Consider the following 24639-nt stretch of genomic DNA (forward strand, 5'->3'; position numbering starts at 1 on the left):
TGGGTGTTTCCATCAAAACCTGAAACGATCTAACGCAGCACCGCGATATACCGGCGCACCGCCTCCGCGAACCCAAACAGCAGCGCATCCGCCGTGATCCCGTGCCCGATCGAGACCTCGTCGATCCCCTCCACAGCCGCGACGAAAGCGGGGAGATTGGCGAGCGTCAGATCGTGCCCGGCATTGAGCCCCAGCCCGGCGGCCCGCGCCGCGCGTGCCGTTTCGGCCAGCGTTTCGAGCTCGACCCGCGCCTCCGCCAGATCGTTGAAACACGCGCCATAGGGCCCGGTGTAAAGCTCGACGCGGTCGGCGCCCGTTACCTTTGCCGCCGCGATTCCACGCTCTCCCGCATCGGGATCGCAAAACAGCGATACCCGCCGCGATGGTGTTTTCAACCGCTGCACGACCGATGTGAGGAGCGCCTGTTCCCCCACGAAATCCCAGCCATGGTCGGAGGTCGCCTGCGCGGGATCGTCGGGCACCAGCGTCACCTGATCGGGATCGACGTCCGCGATCAGCGCCAGGAAATCCTCGCTGGGATACCCCTCGATATTGAATTCCGCATCGGGATAGTCTTTTGCCAGCAGCGCCTTCAGCTCATAAACGTCGCTGCGCCTTATGTGCCGCTCGTCGGGGCGCGGATGGACCGTTATCCCCGCCGCGCCCGCGTCCAGCACCACCCGTGCGATTCCCGTGACGCTCGGCCAGGGCAGGTCCCGGCGATTGCGCAACTGCGCCACGGCATTGAGATTTACGGAAAGCTTGGTCATGAAGGCTCGGCGGACAGGTTACTCTGGAACCTTCTCTATATCGAATTGCTCGAGGTCTGAACCCTCCTTTGCATCGATCGCCGCCGGCACCGCCACCACCGGCTTGCGCGAGTGCATCACCAGCACCACCCCGCTGCCGAGAATCAGCCCGATCCCCGCGATTGCCAGCGCATTGGGAAACTCGCCAAAGACGAGAAAACCGAGCAAGAGCGCCCAGATCGTCGCCGAGTAAAAGAAGGGGGCGGCCACGCCCACCGGCGCCGCGCGGAATGAAAGGAAGATGAAGTGATGTCCGAACATCACAAACAGCCCCGACGCCAGAAGATAACCCAGCGCATGAAGCGGCGGGGCGACCCATTCCCCGGTCAGCATGGTGACAACAAAGGACGCGGTCATTACCATCAGGACCACACCATAGGTCACGATCGATCCGGGTATTTCTTCAGGCACCTTGCGCGCGATGAGGTCGCGGCAAGCAAGAAGGACCGCGCCCGCCATGCCCAGCATCATATAGGGCGACATACCGTCGGCCTGCGGCTGGGCGATCATGAGCGCACCCGCAAAGCCCAGAACCATGAGAACGATCCGCCAGAGGCCCAGCTTCTCGCGGAAGATCGCCGCCGCCGCGATCATCAAAAGCATCGGCGCAAGCTGGGCGATGGCGGTGATGTCGGCAATCGGTATGCGCACAAGCGCATTGAGGATGCAAAAAACCGATGCGATCTCGAACGCGCTACGCAGCACGGCCCACCGATCGAAGATTCTTGCCATCTTCGTAATCGCGCCGCTGAACAGCACCAGCGGCAGACAGAAGATCGCCGCCGCCACGCCCCGCAGGAAAAGCGACTGGAAAACCGGCAGATCCTCGGTCGCCAGTTTGAAGAACGTATCGTTGACCGTGAATGCCCCCGTGGCCAGCACCATCAGCGCAATGCCCCGGACATTCGATGGAAAACTGGCCAATCCTACATGCCCTCGCCGCCGCGCGTCACCGCGGCAAGCCCGGTGCGCACCACCTCGACAAGCCCGATCGGCGCCATCAGCGAGATGAACTGCTCGACCTTGGACGATTTGCCCGTCACCTCGAAAACGAAGCTCTCCGTCGAGGCATCGATCACCTGCGCGCGGAACGCATCGGCCAGCCGCAGCGCCTCGACGCGGTTCTCACCCACCCCGGCCACCTTCACCAGCGCCAGTTCGCGCTCGATATAATTGCCCTCTTCGGTGAGGTCGTGAACCTTGTGCACCGGCACCAGCCGTTCGAGCTGGAGTTTTATCTGCGCGATGATCTTGGGCACCGCAACCGTCACGACCGTGATGCGCGAGCGGTGCTTGTCGTGCTCGGTCTCGCTCACGGTGAGCGAGTCTATATTGAACCCGCGCGCCGAGAACAGTCCCACGACCCGCGCAAGAACCCCCGGCTCGTTATCCACCAGCACCGTCAGCGTATGGCGCTCCGGCTCCTGGGTCTGCTGGGTCAGGAAATAAGCCGAACCCGTCGGCAACAGATTTGCGTTCATGTTTGTGGTTCCTCAAATGGTCCGGTGTTCGGTTCGGGCACCGCACCCCCTCATCCGCCCCTTCGGGGCACCTTCTCCCACGAGGGGAGAAGGGGGATCGGGGGAGTTCGCCGCCTCCGCCCCCCTCTCCCCTCGTGGGAGAGGGGCTGGGGGTAAGGGGGCCAGCGATGCCGGCATTCAATCCGCTAAACCAGCACCCTCCCCTTCTCATCGATAATGGACCCGATATCCGCCGTATCGGGCAGGATCATTTCGTTATGCGGCTTGCCCGACGGGATCATCGGCAGGCAGTTTTCTTCCTTGGAGACGAGGCAATCGAAGATCACGGGCTTGTTGATGTTGATCATCTCATCGATCGCATTGTCGAGTTCGCCCGGATCTGCGCACCGGATGCCGTGCCCGCCATAGGCTTCGGCGAGCTTCACGAAATCGGGCAGTGCGTCCGAATAGGAGTGCGAATAGCGCCCGCCATGCAGCAATTCCTGCCACTGGCGCACCATCCCCATATATTCGTTGTTGAGGATGAAGATCTTGACCGGCAGCTCGTACTGCAGCGCGGTGCTCATCTCCTGCATGGTCATCTGCACGCTCGCCTCGCCCGCGATATCGATCACCAGCGCGTCCGGGTGTGCCACCTGCACGCCGATGGCGGCGGGCAGCCCGTAACCCATCGTGCCCAGCCCGCCCGAAGTCATCCAGCGGTTGGGTTCGTTGAAATGGAAGTGTTGCGCCGCCCACATCTGGTGCTGGCCGACTTCGGTCGTGATATAGACGTCCCGGTTCTTCGTCGCCTCATAGAGCCGCGCGATGGCGTGCTGCGGCTTGATGATCGAGGACGAGTTCGTGAATCCCAGAGAATTGACGCCCCGCCATTTCTCGATAGCCTTCCACCATGGCGCGATGGCCTCGGTGCGCGGCTGGTTGGTCCTGGCGCGCCACATGCGGATCATCTCTTCCATCACGAGGTTCACATCCCCCACGATCGGCACGTCGACGACGATGTTCTTGTTGATCGAGGAGGGATCGATATCGACATGGATCTTCCGGCTGCCCGGCGAAAACGCATCGATCCGCCCGGTGATCCGGTCGTCGAACCGCGCGCCGAGGCAGATCATCAGGTCGCAATCGTGCATCGCCATGTTGGCTTCATAGGTGCCATGCATGCCCAGCATCCCCAGCCACTGCCCGCCCGACGCCGGATAGGCCCCCAGCCCCATCAGGGTCGAGGTCACGGGAAATCCGGTGAGTTCGGCCAGTTCGCGCAGGTTCCGGCTGGCCTCGGGTCCGGAATTGATGATGCCGCCGCCCGTATAGAACACCGGGCGCTCGGCCCTAAGCATCAGGTCCACCGCGACGCGGATCGCCTCCGTGTCCCCTTCGCGCTGCGGCTTGTAGGTGGGGTGGCTCATCTCGGCCTGCGGCTTGATATACGTCCCCATCGCGAACTGCACGTCCTTGGGGATATCGATCACCACCGGCCCGGGGCGCCCCGAGGTCGCGATGTGGAACGCTTCGTGCAGGATGCGCGGCAGGTCCTCGATCGATTTGACGAGATAGTTGTGCTTGGTGCAGCTACGCGTGATCCCGACCGTGTCGCACTCCTGGAAGGCGTCCGAACCGATCAGCGGGACCGGGACCTGCCCGGTGATGCAGACCAGCGGGATGGAATCGAGCAACGCATCCGTGAGCCCGGTCACCGCGTTGGTCGCCCCCGGTCCCGAAGTCACCAGCACCACGCCGCACTTGCCGGTCGAGCGCGCATAGCCTTCCGCCATGTGCGTTGCGCCCTGCTCGTGCCGCACCAGAATGTGCCGCACCTTGCCCTGCTGGAAAATCGCGTCATAGATCGGCAATACCGCCCCGCCCGGATAGCCGAATATATGCTCGACTCCCTGATCCTTGAGCGCTTCGACCACCATTTCGGCGCCGGTCATCTGTTGGGCCATTGCCTTTCTCCCTGCTTACTTCACTGCCCGGTAGCCCGGACGCCAGATAATAAAAAAGGCCCCATCTGGGACCTTGTTTCCGCGCACCGCAATTTGCCACGAGAGTCATCCCCTCATGTTGCGATGCGCCAGCCTACTACAAGAATAAGAGTCGTCACGACGGACCTTCTCCGACAAAATTCATTGGCATTGGTATTTGGCGCGCTGCGCGCGGTCAAGTCCAAAATTGCCGCCCCGGAACATAAAAAGGCCCGCCGCTTGCGCGGCAGGCCCTTTCAGATTCTTGCTAACGACAGCTTAGCCGCGCGGGCAGCGGTCGACATAGAGACGGCCATCCGCGGCGCGGAAGTAGCAGTTCTCGGGTTCACCAGCCACCTGGCCGACGACCGCGCCGGCAACACCGCCAACAGCCGCACCGATGGCTGCGCCCGTTACCGTTCCGGTGGTCACTCCGCCAATGATCGCGCCCGCGCCCGCGCCGACCGCAGCCGACTGCTGGGTCCGGGTACAGGCAGACACGGCGAGCAACGCGGTGAGCGCAACGCCAATTACCAACATTTTCTTCATACTGAGAAGCCTCCGTGCGACGTTTTAAAACTTGAGTTCCCTCGCGCTCAAAATGCTCATTGCCGCTTTTTCGTTCCACGCAAAGGTCACTTTTAGCCTTACAGACCCGAATCTGAATTGAACCTGAACAGGCCAGAGCGCCTTAATTTCCGCTATTTTGGTCTTTTTCTCAACCCAGTTTGTTTTCCCGGCCTTACCCTGGACACTACGCAAGCGCGGCAGCCTTGTCGTTCATGGCATCGGCCCGCTCCGTCAGACCGTCTTGCTTCCGGTCATCTCACGCGCCATTCACACAATTCCGCCCCGCCCCCCTGACAAACTGCTCCCCTTGTTGTATCCGGCTCGGCTTGCCCCGATTCCAGCGGGCGAGGATTGGCTTGAAAGGCTGAACGACAATGTCCGGGACTTTGAAAGCCCGTCCGGCGCAAAGCTGGGGGGCCGAACTTCGCGCCACATTTTTTCTTGCATGGCCGCTGGTCGTGGCCCAACTGGCCCAGAACGCGCTATTCACCACCGACGTCGTCATGATGGGCTGGCTGGGGCCTGAATACCTGGCCGCCGGTACGCTGGCCACGGCCTTTTTCAATCCCTTCCTGCTGCTCGGCGGCGGCATTGTGGGCGCGGTGGCCCCGCTCGTGGCGCAGGCCCTCGGCGCCCGGCAGATCAAGCAGGTCCGGCGCACCGTGCGGCAGGGCCTGTGGATCGCCATTCTCATCGCAACGCTTCTGATCCCGATCATCTGGAACATCCGGCCCATCCTGATCCTTGCGGGACAGACCCCCGAGCTTGCCGCCATGGCCGGGATCTATATGCAGATTGCCCTGTTCGTGCTCTATCCGGGGCTGGGTCTGTTCGCCATGCGCTCTTTCCTTTCAGCACTCGGCTCCACGCGGATCATCCTATACGTCACAGTTGCGGGCGTTTTTGCCAACGCGCTCCTCAACTACATTCTGATCTTTGGCAATTTCGGCGCTCCACGGCTCGAACTGAGGGGGGCGGCGATCGCCACGGTCACCGTCAACACCCTGATGTTCAGCCTGCTGCTGCTCTATGCGCTGCACCACCCCCGCTACAGGCGCTTCCATATCCTCGTCCGTTTCTGGCGGCCCGACTGGGCGCGCTTCCGCCAGATCTTCCGCATCGGCACCCCCATCGGGCTCACCATCATGGCGGAAGTCGGCATGTTCGCCGTCGCCGCCGTCTTCATGGGGTGGCTCGGCACCGACGAACTGGCTGCCCACGCCGTGGCGCTGCAATGCGCCTCGCTCGCCTTCATGGTGCCGCTGGGCCTTTCGATGGCCTCCACCGTCCGCGTCGGCCTTTCCTTTGGCGCCCGGAATCCCGAAGGGGTCCGGCGGGCCGGCTGGATCTCCATGGCCCTCGGCGTCGGCTTCATGTGCATCACCGCCGCCCTTTTTCTTACCATTCCCGGCGTTTTCACCCGGCTCTTCCTCGATCCGGCTTACCCTGAAAACGCCGTCGCGCTGGCCTTTGCCACCTCCTATCTGCTGATGGCGGGTTTCTTCCAGATCGCCGATGGCGCCCAGGTGGTGGCCGCTCATATCCTGCGCGGCCTCAACGACACCAAGATCCCCATGGTGGTCGCCCTTTTTGGCTATTGGTGCGTGGGCATGCCCATCGCGTGGTATCTGGGGAGCCCCGACCGCCTCGCCGGCATCGGCATCTGGATTGGCCTCGCCTCGGGCCTCGCCTTCGTCGCCGTCATCCTCACCACCCGCTTCGCCATGCGCGAGCGGCTCGGTCTACTCGACCCCAGGCGGATGGTAACGGGAAGCTGAAACCCTTACCCGCCATCCACCGACACATGTGAGGATTATGGCCGCATGAAAGACAACACCCCCTTCACCGGCAGCCACGCCGCCGGTTACGCCGAAGGCCCGCCCCGGCAGGTGCCGGGTTTCGACGGGCTGCATCGCATGATGTCGATGCTGCTTGCCGAGCGCACACCCGAGAACGGCCGCGTGCTCGTCCTTGGCGCAGGCGGCGGTCTCGAGCTCAAGACCCTTGCCGCCGGCCATCCCGGCTGGACGTTCGAGGGCGTCGATCCCGCCCCCGACATGCTCGACACCGCCCGCCGCACCGCCGCCCCCTTCATGGACCGTATCACGCTCACCCGGGGCACCATCGAAGCGGCATCCGAAGGCCCGTTCGCCGCCGCCGTCTGCCTTCTGACCTTCCATTTCATCGCGCGTGAAAACCGGCTTCCCACCCTCCTCGAAATCCGCCGTCGCCTTGTATCTGGCGCCCCTTTCATCCTCGCTCACATCAGCTTTGCGCAGACCGAACCCGAACGCTCCCGGTCGATTACGCGCCACATCGCCTTTGGCGGCGGCGACCCTGCCAACGCCGCGGCCCGCGAGGCTATGGCAACGCGCCTCACCGTCCTTGCCCCCGAGGAGGAGGAAAGAATGCTCAAAGAGGCCGGTTTTGAAGATGTGGACCTGTTCTACGCCGCGCTGGGCTTCAAGGGATGGATCGCCTACGCGCCCTGACCGCCCCGCTTGCCCGCGTTCTTCTTGAGATGCGTGCGGTTATACGCGATCCCCGCCCGCACGAGATCCTGCAGCGCTTTTTCGTCCGGGGCATTGCTCTCGAAAATATCGATGGACCGCCGCGTGTTTCCCGTATCCTTGCCGTTGAACAGCCCTTGCAGGTCCGGCAGCGTCGCGCCGTGGGCGAAAGTGAGCTTGATCTTCCCTTTGTGGGGGTTGCCCACCACGATCAGCCCGTCGCAGGACCATGTCGGGCTGCCCATCCATTTCCATTCCTCGATGATGCCGGGGTCCGCCGCCAATATCACCGCACGCAGCTTCGCCAGCATGGGCCCGCGCCAGTCATCAAGCCCCGCTATCATCTCATCGATCAATTCCGATGCGGTTCCTGTCATGTTTCCTCTCAGACCGCCACCGGCAGTTCCGCCATGCCCTCGGTTCCGAACACCCGAATATAGCGCGCTATTTCTTGCGGATCACCCACCGCCTTGGCCGGGTTGTCCGAGAGCTTGATGGCTGGGCGGCCATTGGCGCTCGACACCTTGATAACCAGCGATATGGGTTCGAGCTGCGGCGTGCCGTGCGGCGCGACGCCTGCGAAATCATTGGTGAGATTGGTGCCCCAGCCGAACGCCATCCGCACCCGCCCGTCGAAATGCCGGTAGGCGGCCTCGATGGTTTCAGTATCGAGCCCATCCGAAAAGATCAGCAGCTTTTCGCGCGGATCGCGCCCGCGCTCCTGCCACCAGCGGATGATCGCTTCCCCGCCCTCGATGGCCGGCGCGCTGTCGGGCCGGAACCCCGTCCAGTCGGCCACCCAGTCCGGGGCATCGCGCAGGAACGCCGCCGTCCCGAACGCGTCGGGCAGGACGATCAGCAGGTTCCCCCCATAATAGCTCTGCCAGTCCTCGAGCACCTTGTAGGGCGCGCGCTTCAACGTGACTTCGTCCCTCGCCAGCGCCGCCGCCACCATGGGCAGTTCGTGCGCGTTGGTGCCCTGTGCCTCAAGGTCCGTGTCCATGGCCAGCAGCACGTTGGACGTGCCGGTCAGCGCCTCGCCCAGCCCTTCCTTGAGGGCTTCCACACACCAGCGCTGCCAGAGGAACGAGTGCCGCCGCCGCGTGCCGAAATCGGAAATCTTGAGGTCGGGCAGTTGCTGGAGCCGCTCCACCTTGTCCCAGAGCTTGGCCTTGGCCCGTGCATAAAGCACGTCGAGCTCGAACCGCCCCATGCCCCGCATCGCCGCCCGCGAGCGCAACTCGTTGATGATGGCGAGCGCGGGGATTTCCCACATGGTCGTTTCGACCCATTTGCCATGGAAGTGCAACTCGAACTGCCCGTCCCGCGTCGAAAGCTCGTAGTCGGGCAGCTTGAAGTCTTCGAGCCAGGCGAGAAACTCGGGCGAAAAGATCTGCTTGGTGCCGTAAAACGTATTACCCGCCAGCCAGATCATTTCCTTTTTCGTGAACCGCAGCGTCCGTGCATGGTCGAGCTGTTCGCGCAAGGCGCCGCTGTCGATCTCCTCGGCCAGCTTCACCGACGTGGTGCGGTTGGTCAGCGAGAACGTTGCGTCCACATCTCGGTAAAGCCCCCAGATCATCTGGAGCATCAGGAGCTTGTAGAAATCGGTATCGAGCAGCGAGCGGATGATCGGGTCGAGCTTGAACGTATGGTTGAAAACCCGCCGCGCAATGTCGGTCTTGGATGCACTCACCGGATGACCACCCCTGCCTCGCGCATCCGGCCGATCATGGCGTCAACCGATCCGTCGAGATCGATCCCCCGCGATGCCGCAAGCACCACTTCCACCGAAAACCCCTGCGCAACCGCATCGAGCGCCGAATAGGCGACGCAGAAATCCGTCGCCAGCCCGGCCAGCCGCAGCTTTGAAAGCCCCCGCTCGCGCAGATAACCTGCGAGCCCCGTTGGCGTCGTGTGATCGTTCTCGAAGAACGCCGAATAGGAATCGATCGCCTGCCGGAACCCCTTTCGAATGATCAGTTCCGCCGGGGTCACGTTGAGATCGGGATGGAACTCCGCCCCTTTCGTGCCCTGCACGCAATGGTCCGGCCACAACGTCTGTGGACCATATTCGGCCTCGACGGTCTCATACGGCGCCTTGCCCGGATGCTGCGAGGCAAAGCTCGAATGGTCCGCCGTGTGCCAGTCCTGCGTCAGGATCACGTGCGAATGGGTGTCGATGAGCTGGTTCATCAACGGCACGATCACATCGCCTTCATCCACGGCAAGCGCCCCGCCGGGGCAAAAATCGTTCTGGACATCAATGACGATCAGCGCATGTTCGCTCATTCCGGCCTCCTAAGATCTGGCAACACTTGTGCAATGTTGAGCCGTTCCGTCAACTCCTCATGGGCACCTGTTATAGGGGCCGCATCGCTGGCCCCCTCATCCGACCTCCGCTTCGCTCCGGCCACCTTCTCCCACGAGGGGAGAAGGGGAGCCCCGCGGATGGTTCGGCTTACGAGCCCCCCTCTCCCCTCGCGGGAGAGGGGCTGGGGGTGAGGGGGCAGCGATGCCAGCCGCTAAACCCCGAACGGATCGACAAACCGCCAATCCCCCATCCGGTTCCGAAACCAGGTCGACTGCCGCTTGGCATATTGCCGCGTCGCCGTCACCGCACGCTCAATCGCCTCCTCGCGCGAAATCTCCCCGGCCAGCATCGCCACGATCTCGTTGACCCCGATGGCCTTCATCGCCGGCAGCGAAGGGTCCAGGTCCAACGCCAGAAGCGCCCGCACTTCCTCCACCGCCCCCCGCTCCATCATCGCCGCGAACCGCTCGGCGATCCTCCGCCGCAGCAATCCGCGTTCGGGCATCAGCACGATTTTTTCAAGTTCATACCCTTGCAACAACGACTCTTCATTATCCTTCTGAAACGCGCTCAACGGCCTGCCCGTCGCATAGAGCACCGAAAGCGCCCGCACCACCCGTTGTGGGTCCGCCACCCCGATGCGCGCGGCGGCTTGGGGGTCCCTTTCAGCCAGCAATGCGAGCCGCCCGGTCGCATCGAGCCCCTGAATCAGTTTCTCAGCCGCTTGAATCGATGCCTCTGGAATAGCCGGAATTTCCGCGAACCCCTTTGTAAGCGCATCGAAATAAAGCCCGGTTCCGCCAACGAAAACAGGCGTCCGCCCTCCCAGTTCGCCGCCTTGAATCAGTTCGCGAACATCGGTCAGCCACGCACCTGTGGAATAGCGTTGTCCCGGATCGACATGCCCGAACAGACAATGCGGCGCGGCGGCCAGTTCCCTGGCATCGGGCCGCGCCGTCAGCCGGTCGAGCACACCATAAACCTGCATGGAATCGGTATTGACGATCACCCCGCCGCGTGCCCGCGCCATTTCGATGGCCAGCGCCGTCTTGCCGCTCGCGGTGGGACCGGCTATCAAAACCGCTCGCTTTTCCCCTGCCCCTTGCATGGTCGTTGCCGATGTCCGTCCTGTGCCTTCTTGCCGATCCCGATGAACCGGCCCTTTCCCACGCCCTTGTCGAAGCGGTGCAAAGGGAAGTTCATGGCGAAATCAACTGGCTTGCGCAAGGCATCGCCTGCGAGATCGTGAGGCCGCAGGCCACCAAGGCCGAGGCGATGGCCCGCGAAATGGTCGCCAGCCTGCCTGTCGATGTCGCCCTCGTCCCCCTCGCCAACCGCCGCAAGCGGCTGCTGGTCGCCGACATGGATTCCACCATGATCGACCAGGAATGTATCGATGAGCTTGCCGACGCGCTGGGCATCAAGCCCCAGGTCGCCGAGATCACCGAACGCGCCATGCGCGGCGAACTCGATTTCGAGCAGGCGCTCGATACCCGCGTCAAGCTTCTTAAGGGCCTTGAGCGCAAGGTGGTCGAGGAGGTCCGCCGCGAGCGCATCACGCTGGCCCCCGGTGGGCGCGCGCTGGTCCAGACCATGAAGGCTTTTGGCGCCTATACCTCGCTCGTTTCAGGCGGCTTCACGCTTTTCGCCGATTATTTCGCCAAGCGCATCGGCTTTGACGAGGCTGTCGCCAACGTTCTTTTGTTCGACGATATGGACCGTCTCACGGGCACGGTTGAAAAGCCCATCGTCGACAAGGATACCAAGCGCAACCGCCTGCTTGCGCTGGTCGCCGAACTCGACATCACCCAGGCCCAGACGCTGGCCGTGGGCGACGGTGCCAACGATCTCGACATGCTCGAAGTCGCAGGACTTGGCATCGCGCTCCACGCAAAGCCCGCCGTCGCCGAACGCGCCGAAGTCCGCATCGACCACGCCGACCTCACGGCGCTGCTCTATTTGCAGGGTTATGGCGACGACGAGATCGTCCGCTAGATCATTTCAGATTTTGCCGGAATCAGCCTCAAGCTCCTTTGCTGCCCCGGCGAAAGCCGGGGACAATGCCACAAATTCCTTCGTGTTGGATGGTTTAGCTATGGATCCCGGGTCGAGCCCGGGATAGCGACGGAGACACGCTGGCCATTTCCGTCAAAAGTCGAAACGCTCCCGACCACCCAAGGCCCTCACATCCGCACAACCGCCAGCAGCAACAACCCCACCCCCGCCACCACCAGCGCACCCATGCGCAAGTGCTGGGAGGGCATCTCCAGTACCTGTGCGATCATGCGCTTCATCTGCTCGGGAAACGCGGCGTAGAGCAGCCCTTCAAGCACCAGCGCCAAAGCCAGCGCGGCAAAAAGATCGGTCATTGCAGATAAATCTCCGCTTCACAAAAAAAGGGGCGCACCCGAAGATGCGCCCCTGATTGTCGCGCTTGGCGCTCTTACTGGGCCGGAGCCTCTTCGGGCTGCGGCTCATCGATCAGCGTTTCGAGGTCGAGCGGCTCGCCGGCCGGCCCCTCGCCCGAGACGAGGCTGTCGGTCGACAGCAGGTTTTCGATTTCCTCGGGATCGATCGGCTGCTCGCTCGGCCCTTCCACTCCGATGTCGATCGGAGCGGCGGTCGGCGCGGGGAATTCGGGCAGCGTGCCCTCTGCACCGAAGAACCGGAAGAAGGCCGAATCCGGCGAGAGCAGCATGGTGGTGCTCCCGTCGTCCAGCGCCGTCCGATACGCTTCCATCGACCGGAAGAACTCAAAGAACGCCTCGTCCTGGGTATAGGCCTCGGCATAGATGCGGTTGCGTTCCGCATCACCCTCACCACGGATGATTTCGCTATCGCGATTGGCCGCGGAAACGATCTCCACTGCCTGGCGGTCGGCGATAGCCCGCAAGATCTGCGCCTGCTCCTGACCGCGCGCGCGCAACAGCGCCGCTTCGGCAAGACGTTCGGCCTTCATCCGCTCATAGGTCTGCTGGGAGACTTCCGGCGTGAGGTCGGTGACGAGAATGCGCACATCGACCACCGTGATGCCCAGTTCCACCATATCTGCGGCAACCAGATCGCGGGCTTCGCGCATCATCTCGGACCGCTGCTCGGAGAGCGCGGCGTCGAATTCACGCAGGCCGTAGACCCCGCGCAGCGCGGATTCGAAACGGGTCGCAATGCGCTGTTCGGCAAGCTGCAAGCTGCCGAGCACCGATTGACGGAACCGGGTCGGGTCCTCGATGCGGTAGGTAATGAACGCGTCCACGACATAGAACTGGCCGCCCGAGACCTGCAGGCGAATACGCTCGAGGTCGTAGCGCAGCAGGCGCTTGTCGATATACTGAACGGTTTCGATGAAGTCGGTCGGGATCTTGAAATAGATGCCCGGATCGCGGATTTCCCGCGTGATCTCGCCGAAGCGGGTGACGATGACCTGTTCGCGTTCGTTGACGATGAACAGCGAGGAGAACAGCACATAGGCTGCCAGGACCAGTGCGACGATTACGATTACGAGCCTGTTCATCAGAGGTTACCTCCGCCGGGCTGGTTTGAACCGCGCAATTCGGGCAACGGCAGATAAGGGATGACCCCCGACCCCGATGCCCCGCCTTCCACGAGCAGCTTGTTGGCGCCGCCAAGGACTTCTTCCATCGTTTCAAGGAAGATACGCTGGCGCGTGACTTCCGGCGCGTTGCGGTATTCGTTGTAAACGGCAACGAAACGCGCGGCCTGACCCTGCGATTCGTTGATCACCCGGTCGCGATAGGCCGCGGCTTCCTCGCGGATCGAAGCCGCCTGACCACGCGCGCTACCCAGAAGGGTGTTGGCGTATTGCCGGGCTTCTTCCTGGAAGCGGTCTTCGTCCTGCAGCGCGCGCTGCACTTCGTCGAACGCATCGGCCACCTCGGTCGGCGGCGCGACGTTTTCGATGGAGATGTTGGAGATGTTCACGCCCACATTGTAGCTGTCGAGAATCTGCTGGGTGATGCGCTGCACCTCGATGGCGATACCGGCACGGTCGTCACGGAAGACGTCCTGCGCCGTGCGCCGGCCCACGACTTCGCGCATCGCGCTCTCGGCTGCCTGCCGCACCATCTCGTCGGGGTCGCGAACCTCAAACAGGTAGAGGCGCGGGTCGCCGATCCGCCAGAGAATCGAAAAGCTCATGTTGACGATGTTCTGGTCGCCCGAGAGCATCAGGCCCTCGTCGCGCGAGCCGCTGGCACCCACACGGGTCTGGTTTTCCGTGGTCGAAGCCTTTTCCACGCGCTCGATCGGCCACATGTGAAAATGCAGGCCCGGAAGCGAAAGTTCGTCCTTGGGCTCGCCGAACAGCAGTTCCACGCCCACTTCCTGCGGCGCAACGGTATAGATGGCGTTCGAGGCCCAGAAGATCAGCAGCGCGGCAACGCCCCCGATCAGCGCCCAGCGCCCACCGGGCAATCCGCCGCCGAATTGCTGGCGGCCACGGGCGAGAATGTCTTCGAGATTAGGCGTGTTGTTGCCGAACCCTCCGCCGTTTGGCCGGCGGGGTCCACCGCCGCCTCCGCCCCCGCCGGGGGCTTGCCCCCAGGGGCCGCCGCTGCGGGTGCCGCGGCGGTCCTTGTTATCTTCCCACGGCATTTCGTCCCTTTCGGTTGTCGTGAAAGTATTTTTTGATAGTGGCACGTTATATAGGCAAGCGAGCCAGCCCGATCAATGAAAACTGGGCCGATGCGTCATTTGCGATCATAAACAACGACCGTGAACGCCGCGCTGTCGCGCACATCCGGACGGACCTCGCCGAGCGTCTTGCCGTCCCATTGCCGTTCATCGATCGCCGGAAAGAACGTGTCACCCTCAGGGTCGGCATCGACATGGGTGATATAGAGCCTGTTGGCCACCGGCATGGCCTGGGCATAAAGCTCCCCGCCCCCGTTTATGAAAATTTCGTCCGCTCCGTCCCGCGCCGCGACTGCCTTTGCATGCTCGATCCCCGCTTCCAGCGAGGGCACCACGACAACACCCTCGGGCGCGTAATCCTTTTGCCGCGTCACGACGATATTGGTGCGCCCCGGCAGCGGACGCCCGATGCTCTCGAACGTCTTGCGCCCCATGACGAGCGGCTTGCCCATGGTCGTTGCCTTGTAGAACGCAAAATCGCTCGGCAACCGCCAGGGCAGCGCGCCGCCCGATCCGATGGCCCCGTTGCGCCCCACCGCCGCGATCATCGAGATCCGCACCCCGCTCATCCTTTCGCCAGCGTCTCGAGTTCCGGTCCGCTCACCCGGCAGGTCGTCCATTCGTCATGCAGCACCGCTCCATGGGCCTTGTAGAAATCGATGGCGTGCTCGTTCCAGTTGAGCACCCACCAGCTCAGCCGCCCCAGCTCCTCATCGATACAGCGTTTCGCCAGATGCGTGAGCAGCGCCTTGCCGATCCCGTTCCCGCGCACGCCGGGCTCGACGTAAAGGTCTTCGAGCCAGATGCCGTGCTTTCCCTGAAAGGTCGAAAACGTATAGAACCACAACGCGAACCCCGCCGGCCTGCCATTGACCTCGGCGATATCGCAAAAGACCTTGGGATCGTCACAGAACAGCGCCGCCTCGATCTGCTCCTCGCTCGCCTCGACCTCATCGAACAGTTTCTCGAACTCGGCCAGCTTGATGATGAATTCGAGCACCAGCGCCGTATCCTTCTTCCCGGCGCGGCGGATTGTCAGGGGCATGAAACCTCTATCGGCTGGTCCATCACTATAGGAAACGCATCCCTCATACCGCCACCTCTCCCTTGATGTGCGGATGCGGGTCATAGCCCTCGATCTCGAAATCCTCGAACGCGAAATCGAAAACCGAATCCCTTTTGGTCTTTATCGTCAGCCGCGACAGCGGACGCGGGCTCCGCGTCAGTTGCAGCCGCACCTGCTCGAAATGGTTGGAGTAAATATGCGCATCCCCGAAGGTGTGGACGAAATCGCCGACCTCCAGCCCCGTCACCTCGGCGATCATGTGCGTCAAAAGCGCATAGGAGGCAATGTTGAACGGCACGCCGAGAAAAATGTCCGCCGAGCGCTGGTAGAGCTGGCAGGAAAGCTTGCCCTCGGCCACATAGAACTGAAACAGGCAATGGCACGGCGGCAGCGCCATATTGTCCACTTCCGCCGGGTTCCAGGCCGTAACGATATGCCGCCGCGAATCCGGCCGCGTCCTGATCTGCTCAACGAGATTGGAAATCTGGTCGATATGCCCGCCATCGGGCGCGGGCCAGCTTCGCCACTGGCTGCCATAGACCGGCCCCAGATCGCCGTTCTCGTCCGCCCACTCGTCCCAGATGCGCACGCCGCGCTCCTGTAGCCAGCGCACATTGGTGTCTCCACGCAGGAACCACAAAAGCTCATAGACGATGGACTTGATGTGGAGCTTCTTGGTGGTCAGCAGCGGAAAACCTTCCTGAAGGTCGAACCGCATCTGATACCCGAAAACACTCCGCGTCCCCGTGCCCGTCCTGTCGGACTTGTCGGCCCCGGTCTCCATCACATGGCGCACAAGATCAAGATATTGCTTCATGGGGGAAAGCTATACCGATTCTCTGCGGGTTACGCGCCCGTCAATGCGCCTTTTCCAACGCCCGCTGCACGGTCTCTGGAGCGTGATCGATCACGCGTAACAAATTGGCCGCTATCCGGTCGGGAACGCGCCGTTTCTGTTCCCAGTCCCGCACCGTTGCGACCGAGAGGCCAAAACGCTCGGCAAACTTGTTCTGCGAAAGCCGCAAGCGTTTCCGGATGGCGGCGACATCGATCGCTTCGGCAGCCACGGCCTTGGGGGGCGCGGCTTTCCCTTGTGCAATGTCCAATGCTTCCTGCGCGCTTTCCAGCAGTTCTTTTCCAAAATCACTCATCGTCGGTCTCGTTTTCTATATGCATCGGCAATCCTTGGAAGGATCGCCGCAAGTTGATTGCGTTCCGCCTTGCTCAGATTGGCTTTCGTGCCCTTGCCGTAGATCGCGAGCAGAAACACCGGCACATCGCCACCACCAAAATAATGGATGGACCGCAATCCGCCGCTTTTCCCCCGGCCCGCAACGCCATGACGCAACTTTCTCGCGCCCCCCGTTCCCGCAATGAGATCGCCGGATTCCGGGTTCGCAGCGATTGCGGCGGCAATCGCCAGCAACGTCTCTTCATCGACGCCTTCGCGTTCCGCCTGCCTCAGAAAAATCGGGGTGAAGACAACGCCGTGCATGGCTGAATATACGGCTGAGCCGTATATATTGCAACCCCCGATGCCAACCCCTATATTAGCCCTGCCGGCAACGGCTATGGCGATAAACTGTCATCGTAATAAACCCATCGGACCCGGGGGCAGTACCCGGCGCCTCCACCAATATCCTCGCGAAAATGAGGATTCTTATGGGGGCGAAACAGGATCGACGAGGGCGTAAAGGGTGTGCTTTCGCTCGGCATGGTACCACCGTTATCGGACTAAAACTTATAGTTGCCAATGACAACCATAAGGCTCCGGTCGCTCTCGCCGCTTAAGCGGTGCCAGCACTGGGAATTTAAAGCCCTTCGCTCCTAGCCGGGCGTAGGCGGGGTTCGCAGGCACCTGGCAACAGAAGCCTGCACTTCCATTACCATCTCACTTGAATTTTGCGGGCAAGTCAGGCTGTTATGGGCGGACTTGAGATTCTTCTGTAGGGAGCCGCGTCATATGGCCGAAGACCAGATTCGTTACGACATCCTCACGCAAGAAGCCCTGCGTGGTGTCGTAAAGAAGGTGTTGGGCGAGGTGGCGCGCACGGGTTTGCCCGGCGATCATCACTTTTTCATCTCCTTTGTCACCCAGGCCCCCGGCGTCCGCATCAGCCAGCGGCTCATCGCCCAGTACGACAAGGAAATGACCATCGTCCTCCAGAACCAGTTCTGGGATTTGAAGGTCACCGATACCGGCTTTGAGGTCGGCCTTTCCTTTGACGGCCAGAACGAGCTCCTGGTCATCCCCTTTTCAGCCATGAAGGGCTTTTTCGATCCCTCCGTCCAGTTCGGCATCCAGTTCGAGGTCGCCGAGGCGCCCTCGCCCCATGTCGAGACGATCGTGGACACCGCCGATCCCGACGATGACAACGACCCCGATCCCAGCCCCGAACCCTCGGGCGAAAAGGTCGTCAGCCTCGACGCCTTCCGCAAGAAATAACCCTTGCAGAAGCGCTCGCTGACCATCGCCGGTCACCCCACCTCGATGGCCCTCGAGCCCGAGTTCTGGGACGCGCTCGAGCGCATGGCCGCCGAACGCGGCATCACTACCGCCCGCCTCATCGCCGAAATCGACGAAACCCGCGCCAGCGCCAACCTCTCCTCGGCGGTCCGCGTGGCGATCCTCAATTGGTACATGGCGAAAAGTGAATCCGGGTCCTGAACCGGCGCCTGCGGCAGCGCCGGCTCTGGTTCCCGGTAATAAATACCGGGATGACATCGAAGGGGGCCGGATCCTGCCAAAAACACAATTGTCATTCCGGCATTTATTGCAGGAATCCAGCGCGATCTCGCGGCATACGCCGCCACGGGACGAATAACGCGACTCCGCCCGCCGCTCAGTTTTGCCCGGCTGAAAAGAGATCGAGTTGCAGCGCCCCGGGCGGAATCTGCTGAATCGACGGCGTGGGAGTAGGCGCATCCGGGACCGGCTCCGGTGCCTGCAATTGCCTTTCCAGTTCCTCGAGCTGGCGCAGCCGCTCTTGCGCTTCCTGCCGCTCGGCCTCTTCCTGCTGCTGGCGCAGCAATTCCTCGGCCTGCCGCCGCGCTTCTTCCTCCATCAGCCGCGCCTGTTCCTCGGCGGCGGCACGCTGGCGCGCCTCCTGTTCGGCGCGCAGGCGTTCGAGTTCATCGAGTTCGATCTCGAAGGCCCGCATCTGGATCGCATCGACCATCTGCGTCAGGTCCAGCGTCCGCTCCGGCGCGCGCAACGGCCCGCTCACCGAAATCCCGACGCGGCCCGTGGTTTCGGTGATCAATTCATTCCCGCCCACCGGCCGGGTCAGCGCCAGCGTCCAGTCGCTGCTAGTGGAAAGGTCGCCCAGCGCGAGACTTCCGCCGCCCACGAGCCGCGCCCCAGCCCCTTCGATCACGACGTTCGATATCCGTACCGTCCCCCCGGTCAGCGAATAAAGGCTCCCCGCCTCATTGGCGACGAACGGCCCCCCATCCAGCGCCTCGACAACGATCGCCTCCAGCGTCTCAGGTTCGAGTTCAATGATGTTTTCGAGCCCCGCAGCCCGCGCGAAAACGTCCGGCGAGGTCCGCGCGATCGAAAGGCCGGCAACCGAGATCGAACCACTCCCGGTTAGCCCCCCCACCAGCGCGCGAAAACTGTCACCATTGGCGTGGAACTCTCCGCCCGCCGTCACCGTGCCATCCAGCACGTCGGCCGGCGCGCCCTCCACCAGCGCATCGAGCGCCACCCCGTTGAGCGAGAACCGCCCCGTAAGGCTCTTGTCCGCCAGCACCGAGGCGCAACAAAGTGCCGCATCGAGTTCCAGCGTGCCCCCGCCGATCTCGCCCATCAGCCCCCGCAGCCGCGTTGCCTCGTTATCCCATGCATAATCGAAGGCCAGCGCTTCGAGCAGCACCCGCTCCCCGGCCCTCAGCTCCGGCGCGGTCATGGCGATGCGCCCCCGCGCCCTGCGCGCGGTCTGGCCGGGATCGAGCGGGCCGTCGGCCCACCCCCCCTCCGCCGAGCGGATGGTTGCGGCGGGGCCGCCCGTCATCGCCAGAAGCGTATCGAGATCGAGCGCATCGAGCCGCAACGCCCCCGACACCAGCGCCGAATTGCTCTGCGCTGCATAGTTGAGATCGCCCGCAACGCTTCCCTCGCCCACAAACCCGGCGATATTGGTCAGCGCCACGCTCTGACTGCCCGCAAAGGCGATCTCGGCCTGCCCCTCCACCCCCGGAAACCAGATCCCCGGCGCGCCCGCTAATTCGGCCAGCGCCGAAACGTCGGTGAAAAGGAACGAGGTCATGCCCTGCCCGCTGGGCGCCATAAGGTCCGAGGTCACCACCCTTCCGGTAAAATCGATCCGCTCCCCGCCCCCTTCCAGCGTCATTTCCACTTCCATGCTCGCTGCGGGGTTGCCGTCCCCCGATAGCGTCAGCAGTGCTCCATCCTCGCCCGCGATCACTGGCGCGAGCCCCAACTGGGTCATCAATTCCGCCCCGCTCTCCGCCGCCGCCTCGAAGGCAAACGCGGTGCGACCCTGCCCGAATTTTCCGGCACCGCCGGCAATGTCGGCCGAAAGCCATATGTCGGCCTGCCCTGCCCGGCCCTCCAGCGTCAGCGCCTGGCTGCCCTCGCGCGCCGGCTCGCCCAGCACGAGATGCAGATTGGCCGGAAGGCTGCCCGCAACGGCCCGCGCCAGCGGCCCCGCATCGAGCCCCGGCACGCGGGCCAGCGCCGCGCCATTGCGCGCCAGTGAAAGCTCCCCGCTGCCCCAGACCACCGGTGCATCGAGCGTTCCGCCCAGTTCCACCCAACCATCGAAACCCGCCCCGCCGAAATCCCCGATGCCGATCTCGCCGAGCGACAATCGCCCCTCGCCCCAATCGAGCCCCAGCGTAACATCGGAAAATGGAAGCCCCGCGAAAACCCCGCCCTCGGCGGCCAGATCGAGCCGCCCTTGCGGAAAGCTCAGCCCGAACGGGCCCGCCGGATCGACCGGCGGCAACAACGCCAGCAGCGCCGCGCTCCGGTTGGCATCGAGCCGCGAGAGCCGTGCATCGACCTCGAGCGACGGCTGCTCCCCGAACCGCATATGGGCCGCCAGATCGTGGCTTGACCCGTCCAGCAAGAACAACCCGTTGCTCAGCCGCAGCGCCCCGTTGGTCATGTGCACATCGCCCGTCAACTGCCCCGGCATGTTGAATAGCGGATTGCCCTCCGCGGTCCGCCGCCACAGCAGCGAAAGCGCATCGAGCCGCCGCGCGCTCACATCGATCCTGCCATCGAACGCGGGCCACCCCGCCTGCCGCCCCAGCGTCCCCTCGAGCCGCAACGTCGTATCGCCCGCCAGACGCCCCGAAAACTCCTCGATGCGCCACAATTCGCCATTGGTCACCGCATCGAGCCGCACTTCGCGCAGTCCCGTTCCGCGCAGCACCAGTTCGTTGATGTCCACCCCGATCCGCCCCGGCAGGGGCGGGAGAACCGGCTGGGGCATTTCCCTCAGCATCCGCACCAGTTCATAGGGCTGCAAGGCGTCCTCAACCGCCTGCCGGGGCAAAAGCGTCACCACCCCACCCGACACCACCGCATTGAACCGGGGCTGGGCGCCCAGCGTCACCGAAGCCGACCCGGTCATCCGCGTCGCCGCCTGGTCCTCATTGGGTAGGAAGGTGAACCCGGGCAGCAGGACTTCAGCGGTCGTTGCCGTCACCGGGCTCGAAAGCACCAGATCGCCCGCAACCCCGTCCTCGCTGTCCACCGGCTGCCGGAAAACGCCCTGCCCCTCGAACACCGGGTCGGCGCCCGTGCGCAATAGCCCGTCGAGCGAAACCGAATACCCCCCGTCCGCCGGGCGCAGGAAGCTGGTGACCTGCATGTGCCCTTCCGCATTCATCGCCGAGGTCGCGATCCGGATGGCGTAATCGCCGCCCTCGAATTCCCCTTCCCCCTGCAGCGCGAACGGCCCGCGCGTCCCGGTCATCCGCATGTCGCCCGCAAAACCCGTTACCGCCCGGCTTTGCCCGCTGCGCATATCGGTAACCGTAACGATCGCGTCCTCGAACCGCGCCGAGGCGATCGAGACATTGGAGGCATGCGCCGTTTCGGCCAGCGTGATCGGGGTTTCGATATGCCCCGTCTCGCCGATCGTGAGGTTGATATGGGGGCCCGCCAGCCGCAATTGGGTGACGCTGAACCGGTCGCGCAAAAAATCCATCAGCGAGAAATCGGCCTCGACATATTGCGCTTCGGCCAGCGGATGGGTGGCCGGCCCCAGCCGCACCCCCTCGATCCGCATGCGCGGCTGGGGCAGCAGAACGAAATCGAGATCGCCCTCGATCGCCACCTCGATCCCGAGCGCCTGCGCCGTCATCTCCTCCATGCGCACCTTGTAGCTGTTCCAGTCGATCAGCCACGGCACGATGAACGCCGCCCCCATGATCAGGATCGCCACCAGCCCCACGGCAATATAGATGCGATTGGCCAAGACGACCCCTGCCCCTTCTCCGGCATCCGAAACACGCTCGGAACATTAGGCATAACAATCGCCTGCGTCACCCGGCATTACGCAGTCCGAAAGCAAGAATTTTGTGGCGGGGCCGGAATGCCCGGCGGCCTCGGCGTCACCCCTCCCCAGCCCTCCCCATCAAGGGGAGGGTGCATCCTTTGCTCGGCACGCTCCAACCCACAAGGCCGGCACCCCCCTTGTGGGGGAGGCTGGGAGGGGGGTCCGGCGCAAGCCGGTCTTTCCCCCGCATATACATTTCCCTTGACGCACCCTATATATTCCCCTTGAGAACAAAAAGAGATTCGCGCGCAGGAAAAGCACCCGGCCATATGACTTCCGTCCCCCCCCATCGCCCCTCCGGCCCGATCACCAGCCAGTTCGCCAGCCGCGCACCGGCCTATCTCGAAGGGCTCAATGAGGAACAGCGCGATGCGGTACTGACCACCGAAGGGCCCTTGCTCGTCCTTGCCGGCGCGGGCACGGGCAAGACGCGGGTTCTGACCACCCGCATCGCCCATATCCTTGCCTCGCGCCTTGCCTATGGACGCCAGATTCTCGCCGTCACCTTCACCAATAAGGCGGCCCGCGAGATGAAAGATCGTATCGCCAACCTCGTCGGCGCATCGGTCGAGGGGATGCCTTGGCTGGGCACCTTCCACTCCATCGGCGCGCGCATCCTCAGGCGCCACGCCGAACTGGTCGGCCTGCGCCCCGACTTCACGATCCTTGATACCGACGACCAGATCCGCCTCGTCAAGCAGCTGATCGAGGCCGAAAATATTGATGAAAAGCGCTGGCCCGCCCGCCAGTTCGCCGGCATGCTCGACAACTGGAAGAACCGCGGGTTGCTGCCCCAGGACCTTTCAGCCGCCGATGCGGGATTTTTCGCCAACGGCAAGGGCCAAAAACTCTACGCCGATTATCAGGCGCGCCTCAAAACCCTCAACGCCGCCGATTTCGGGGACCTGCTGCTCGAAAACATCCGGCTGTTCAAGGAAAACCCCGAAGTCCTCAAGCAGTATCACGACCGCTTCCGCTATATGCTGGTCGATGAATATCAGGATTCCAACACCGCCCAATATCTCTGGCTGCGCCTGCTAGCGCAAAGCCGTGATGGCCGGACCCAGGCCAATATCTGCGTTGTGGGCGACGACGACCAGTCGATCTATGGCTGGCGCGGCGCGGAAGTGGACAACATCCTGCGCTTCGAGAAGGATTTTCCCGGCGCAAAGGTCATCAAGCTCGAACGCAATTACCGCTCGACGTCCAACATCCTTTCCGCCGCCTCGCATCTCATCGCCCACAACGAATCCCGCCTCGGCAAGACGCTGCAGACCGATGTGGGCGAAAAGGGCGATCCCATCACCGTCACCTCGGTCTGGGATTCGGAAGAAGAAGCCCGCCATATCGGCGAGAACATCGAGCAGTATCAGCGCCAGGGCGACCAGTTGAACGACATGGCTATCCTCGTGCGCGCCTCCTTCCAGATGCGCGAGTTCGAGGAACGCTTCATCACGCTCGGCCTCAACTACCGCGTCATCGGCGGCCCGCGCTTTTACGAGCGCCGGGAAATCCGCGACGCGCTGGCCTATCTGCGCATCGTCGCCAACCCCGATGACGATCTCGCGCTGGACCGCATCATCAACGTGCCCAAGCGCGGGCTCGGCGATGCCGCGACCCAGATCGTCAACCAGACATCGCGCACCGTGGGAAAACCCAAGCTCGCAACCATCCGCGACCTTATCGACACCGAGGAACTCAAGCCCAGGCAACGCGCGACGTTCCGCGATCTGGTTCGCCAGTTCGACGACTGGGCCGAACGATTGCGCGCCATTCCCCATTTCGAGTTGGCCGAGCAGATCCTCGATGAATCCGGCTACACTGCCATGTGGCAGAACGACAAGAGCGCCGATGCGCCGGGGCGACTGGAAAACTTGAAGGAACTTATCCGCTCGATGGAAGAATTCGAGAACCTTGGCGGCTTTCTCGAACACATCGCGCTGGTCATGGATCGCGACACCGGCGACGCCAGCGACGCCGTTTCGATCATGACGCTACACTCGGCCAAGGGGCTGGAGTTCAACACCGTCTTTCTTCCCGGCTGGGAAGAGGGCCTATTTCCCCATCAGCGCTCGCTCGATGAAACCGGCCTTGCCGGGCTGGAGGAAGAACGCCGTCTCGCCTATGTCGGCATCACCCGCGCGCGCAAACGCTGCCATATCAGCCTTGCCCAGAACCGCCGCATCCACGGCCTCTGGCAATCGGCCATCCCCTCGCGCTTTCTCGATGAACTTCCCACCGAGGCCGTCGAGGTCAAGGACACCGGCTCATCCTATGGCGGCTATTCCTATGGTGGCCGCGCCGCGACCCGCTTCGATGCCCGCGATCCCTTCGAGAGCGTCTATGAGACGCCGGGCTGGCAACGCGCCCAGCGCCAGCAGCAATCGCGCAAGAGCCCCGGCCCCCTCACCATCGAAGGCGATCTCGTCGCGCGCTCGTCAGGCCCATCGGCCGCCTACGGGATCGGCGAACGCGTCTTTCACCTGAAATTCGGCTACGGCACCGTCACCGCCGCCGAGGGCAACAAGCTCTCCATCGACTTCGAGAAAGCAGGGCCAAAAAAGGTACTCGACAGCTTCGTGAAACGGGGATGACCCCGTCGCATCCTTAAAAATCCACCCTCAACGACGCCTCGACGCTGACGCCCGAACGCCGCCGCTGGGCCTGCCCCGCGTTAAGGCCGCATGAACCCGCTCATATTACCCTGTTCCAGATTGCTGCCGGTAATCGGGATACGTA

At 63.1% G+C, this 24639-nt stretch carries 24 protein-coding genes and 1 other RNA gene; 7 read left to right on the forward strand and 18 right to left on the reverse strand.

Translation table 11 applies throughout. The annotated features are described in order from the left end of the window. Nucleotides 1-29 precede the first annotated feature (29 nt). From DQG18_RS08885 to DQG18_RS08905, 5 genes are all read right to left on the reverse strand, one after another. Complete coding sequence (locus DQG18_RS08885) at nt 30-770, reverse strand: pyridoxine 5'-phosphate synthase (protein ID WP_116653909.1); 741 nt, start codon at nt 768-770, stop codon at nt 30-32. 18 nt (nt 771-788) lie between these two features. Continuing rightward, the gene (locus tag DQG18_RS08890; RefSeq protein ID WP_157970075.1) at nt 789-1733 is read right to left on the reverse strand and encodes a DMT family transporter; all 945 of its coding nucleotides are present in this window, start codon (nt 1731-1733) and stop codon (nt 789-791) included. A 2-nt stretch (nt 1734-1735) separates the two neighbouring features. Then, nucleotides 1736-2290: an acetolactate synthase small subunit gene (gene ilvN / locus DQG18_RS08895; RefSeq protein ID WP_116653911.1), complete on the reverse strand. Its 555-nt coding sequence runs from the start codon at nt 2288-2290 to the stop codon at nt 1736-1738. Between the two features lie 185 nt (nt 2291-2475). Beyond that, nucleotides 2476-4236, reverse strand: coding sequence for an acetolactate synthase 3 large subunit (locus DQG18_RS08900; protein ID WP_116653912.1), 1761 nt, complete (start codon nt 4234-4236; stop codon nt 2476-2478). A gap of 297 nt (nt 4237-4533) precedes the next feature. Beyond that, nucleotides 4534-4803 (reverse strand): YMGG-like glycine zipper-containing protein, encoded by a 270-nt coding sequence (locus DQG18_RS08905; protein WP_116653913.1) that lies wholly within the window; start codon nt 4801-4803, stop codon nt 4534-4536. Nucleotides 4804-5198: 395 nt separating this feature from the next. Here DQG18_RS08905 and DQG18_RS08910 point away from each other — a divergent pair, with 395 nt between their 5' ends. Both DQG18_RS08910 and DQG18_RS08915 read left to right on the forward strand, forming a co-directional pair. Then, the gene (locus tag DQG18_RS08910) at nt 5199-6602 is read left to right on the forward strand and encodes an MATE family efflux transporter (protein WP_116653914.1); all 1404 of its coding nucleotides are present in this window, start codon (nt 5199-5201) and stop codon (nt 6600-6602) included. Nucleotides 6603-6647: 45 nt separating this feature from the next. Continuing rightward, on the forward strand, nt 6648-7316 hold the full coding sequence (locus DQG18_RS08915; RefSeq protein ID WP_116653915.1) for a class I SAM-dependent methyltransferase: 669 nt from the start codon (nt 6648-6650) through the stop codon (nt 7314-7316). Here DQG18_RS08915 and DQG18_RS08920 read toward each other — a convergent pair. From DQG18_RS08920 to miaA, 4 genes are all read right to left on the reverse strand, one after another. Then, nucleotides 7304-7711 carry a DUF1801 domain-containing protein gene (locus DQG18_RS08920; protein WP_116653916.1) on the reverse strand — a complete coding sequence of 136 codons (408 nt, stop codon included), beginning with the start codon at nt 7709-7711 and terminating at the stop codon, nt 7304-7306. The genes DQG18_RS08915 and DQG18_RS08920 overlap by 13 nt on opposite strands. A gap of 8 nt (nt 7712-7719) precedes the next feature. Then, nucleotides 7720-9030 (reverse strand): nicotinate phosphoribosyltransferase, encoded by a 1311-nt coding sequence (pncB, locus tag DQG18_RS08925; RefSeq protein WP_116653917.1) that lies wholly within the window; start codon nt 9028-9030, stop codon nt 7720-7722. Then, on the reverse strand, nt 9027-9626 hold the full coding sequence (pncA, locus tag DQG18_RS08930; RefSeq protein ID WP_116653918.1) for a bifunctional nicotinamidase/pyrazinamidase: 600 nt from the start codon (nt 9624-9626) through the stop codon (nt 9027-9029). The genes pncB and pncA overlap by 4 nt, the downstream gene beginning before the upstream one ends. A 233-nt stretch (nt 9627-9859) precedes the next feature. Next, nucleotides 9860-10756: a tRNA (adenosine(37)-N6)-dimethylallyltransferase MiaA gene (gene miaA / locus DQG18_RS08935; protein ID WP_116653919.1), complete on the reverse strand. Its 897-nt coding sequence runs from the start codon at nt 10754-10756 to the stop codon at nt 9860-9862. A gap of 11 nt (nt 10757-10767) precedes the next feature. On the opposite strand from miaA, the gene serB reads away from it, so the two are divergent. Next, nucleotides 10768-11643, forward strand: a complete 876-nt coding sequence (gene serB, locus DQG18_RS08940; RefSeq protein WP_116653920.1) for a phosphoserine phosphatase SerB — start codon at nt 10768-10770, stop codon at nt 11641-11643. A gap of 188 nt (nt 11644-11831) precedes the next feature. Here serB and DQG18_RS08945 read toward each other — a convergent pair whose 3' ends face one another. The 8 genes from DQG18_RS08945 to DQG18_RS08980 all read right to left on the reverse strand — a co-directional run bounded on the left by DQG18_RS08945 (nt 11832) and on the right by DQG18_RS08980 (nt 16859). Continuing rightward, entirely contained in the window at nt 11832-12017 is a 186-nt protein-coding gene (locus tag DQG18_RS08945) for a DUF2065 family protein (RefSeq protein WP_116653921.1), read from the reverse strand. A 74-nt stretch (nt 12018-12091) separates the two neighbouring features. Then, nucleotides 12092-13159, reverse strand: a complete 1068-nt coding sequence (hflC, locus tag DQG18_RS08950) for a protease modulator HflC (protein ID WP_116653922.1) — start codon at nt 13157-13159, stop codon at nt 12092-12094. Then, on the reverse strand, nt 13159-14259 hold the full coding sequence (hflK, locus tag DQG18_RS08955) for an FtsH protease activity modulator HflK (protein WP_116653923.1): 1101 nt from the start codon (nt 14257-14259) through the stop codon (nt 13159-13161). The genes hflC and hflK overlap by 1 nt, the downstream gene beginning before the upstream one ends. Before the next feature lie 95 nt (nt 14260-14354). Beyond that, a complete protein-coding gene (locus DQG18_RS08960) occupies nt 14355-14867 on the reverse strand; it encodes a dihydrofolate reductase (RefSeq protein ID WP_116653924.1) in 513 nt (170 codons plus the stop codon). After that, nucleotides 14864-15343, reverse strand: a complete 480-nt coding sequence (locus tag DQG18_RS08965) for a GNAT family N-acetyltransferase (protein ID WP_116653925.1) — start codon at nt 15341-15343, stop codon at nt 14864-14866. Before DQG18_RS08965 ends, DQG18_RS08960 begins: the two co-directional genes overlap by 4 nt. 43 nt (nt 15344-15386) lie before the next feature. After that, nucleotides 15387-16181, reverse strand: a complete 795-nt coding sequence (locus DQG18_RS08970) for a thymidylate synthase (RefSeq protein ID WP_116653926.1) — start codon at nt 16179-16181, stop codon at nt 15387-15389. Between the two features lie 40 nt (nt 16182-16221). Beyond that, nucleotides 16222-16515 (reverse strand): NadS family protein, encoded by a 294-nt coding sequence (gene nadS, locus DQG18_RS08975; RefSeq protein WP_116653927.1) that lies wholly within the window; start codon nt 16513-16515, stop codon nt 16222-16224. Next, nucleotides 16512-16859, reverse strand: a complete 348-nt coding sequence (locus DQG18_RS08980; protein WP_116653928.1) for a type II toxin-antitoxin system RelE/ParE family toxin — start codon at nt 16857-16859, stop codon at nt 16512-16514. Before DQG18_RS08980 ends, nadS begins: the two co-directional genes overlap by 4 nt. A 24-nt stretch (nt 16860-16883) precedes the next feature. Between DQG18_RS08980 and ssrA the strand changes: the two genes are divergently transcribed. The 3 genes from ssrA to DQG18_RS08995 all read left to right on the forward strand — a co-directional run bounded on the left by ssrA (nt 16884) and on the right by DQG18_RS08995 (nt 18032). Continuing rightward, nucleotides 16884-17243: a transfer-messenger RNA gene (gene ssrA / locus DQG18_RS08985) on the forward strand. Between the two features lie 84 nt (nt 17244-17327). Then, the gene (locus DQG18_RS08990) at nt 17328-17810 is read left to right on the forward strand and encodes an SspB family protein (RefSeq protein ID WP_116653929.1); all 483 of its coding nucleotides are present in this window, start codon (nt 17328-17330) and stop codon (nt 17808-17810) included. A gap of 3 nt (nt 17811-17813) precedes the next feature. Further along, entirely contained in the window at nt 17814-18032 is a 219-nt protein-coding gene (locus DQG18_RS08995; protein ID WP_116653930.1) for a ribbon-helix-helix domain-containing protein, read from the forward strand. Between the two features lie 175 nt (nt 18033-18207). Here the strand turns inward: DQG18_RS08995 and DQG18_RS09000 are convergent, their stop codons facing one another. After that, on the reverse strand, nt 18208-21819 hold the full coding sequence (locus DQG18_RS09000) for an AsmA family protein (RefSeq protein WP_116653931.1): 3612 nt from the start codon (nt 21817-21819) through the stop codon (nt 18208-18210). A 350-nt stretch (nt 21820-22169) separates the two neighbouring features. On the opposite strand from DQG18_RS09000, the gene DQG18_RS09005 reads away from it, so the two are divergent. Next, nucleotides 22170-24494 (forward strand): ATP-dependent helicase, encoded by a 2325-nt coding sequence (locus DQG18_RS09005; RefSeq protein ID WP_116653932.1) that lies wholly within the window; start codon nt 22170-22172, stop codon nt 24492-24494. Nucleotides 24495-24639 lie beyond the last annotated feature (145 nt).

Source organism: Pelagibacterium sediminicola (assembly GCF_003390885.1).
GTDB classification, from domain to species: Bacteria; Pseudomonadota; Alphaproteobacteria; order Rhizobiales; family Devosiaceae; genus Pelagibacterium; species Pelagibacterium sediminicola.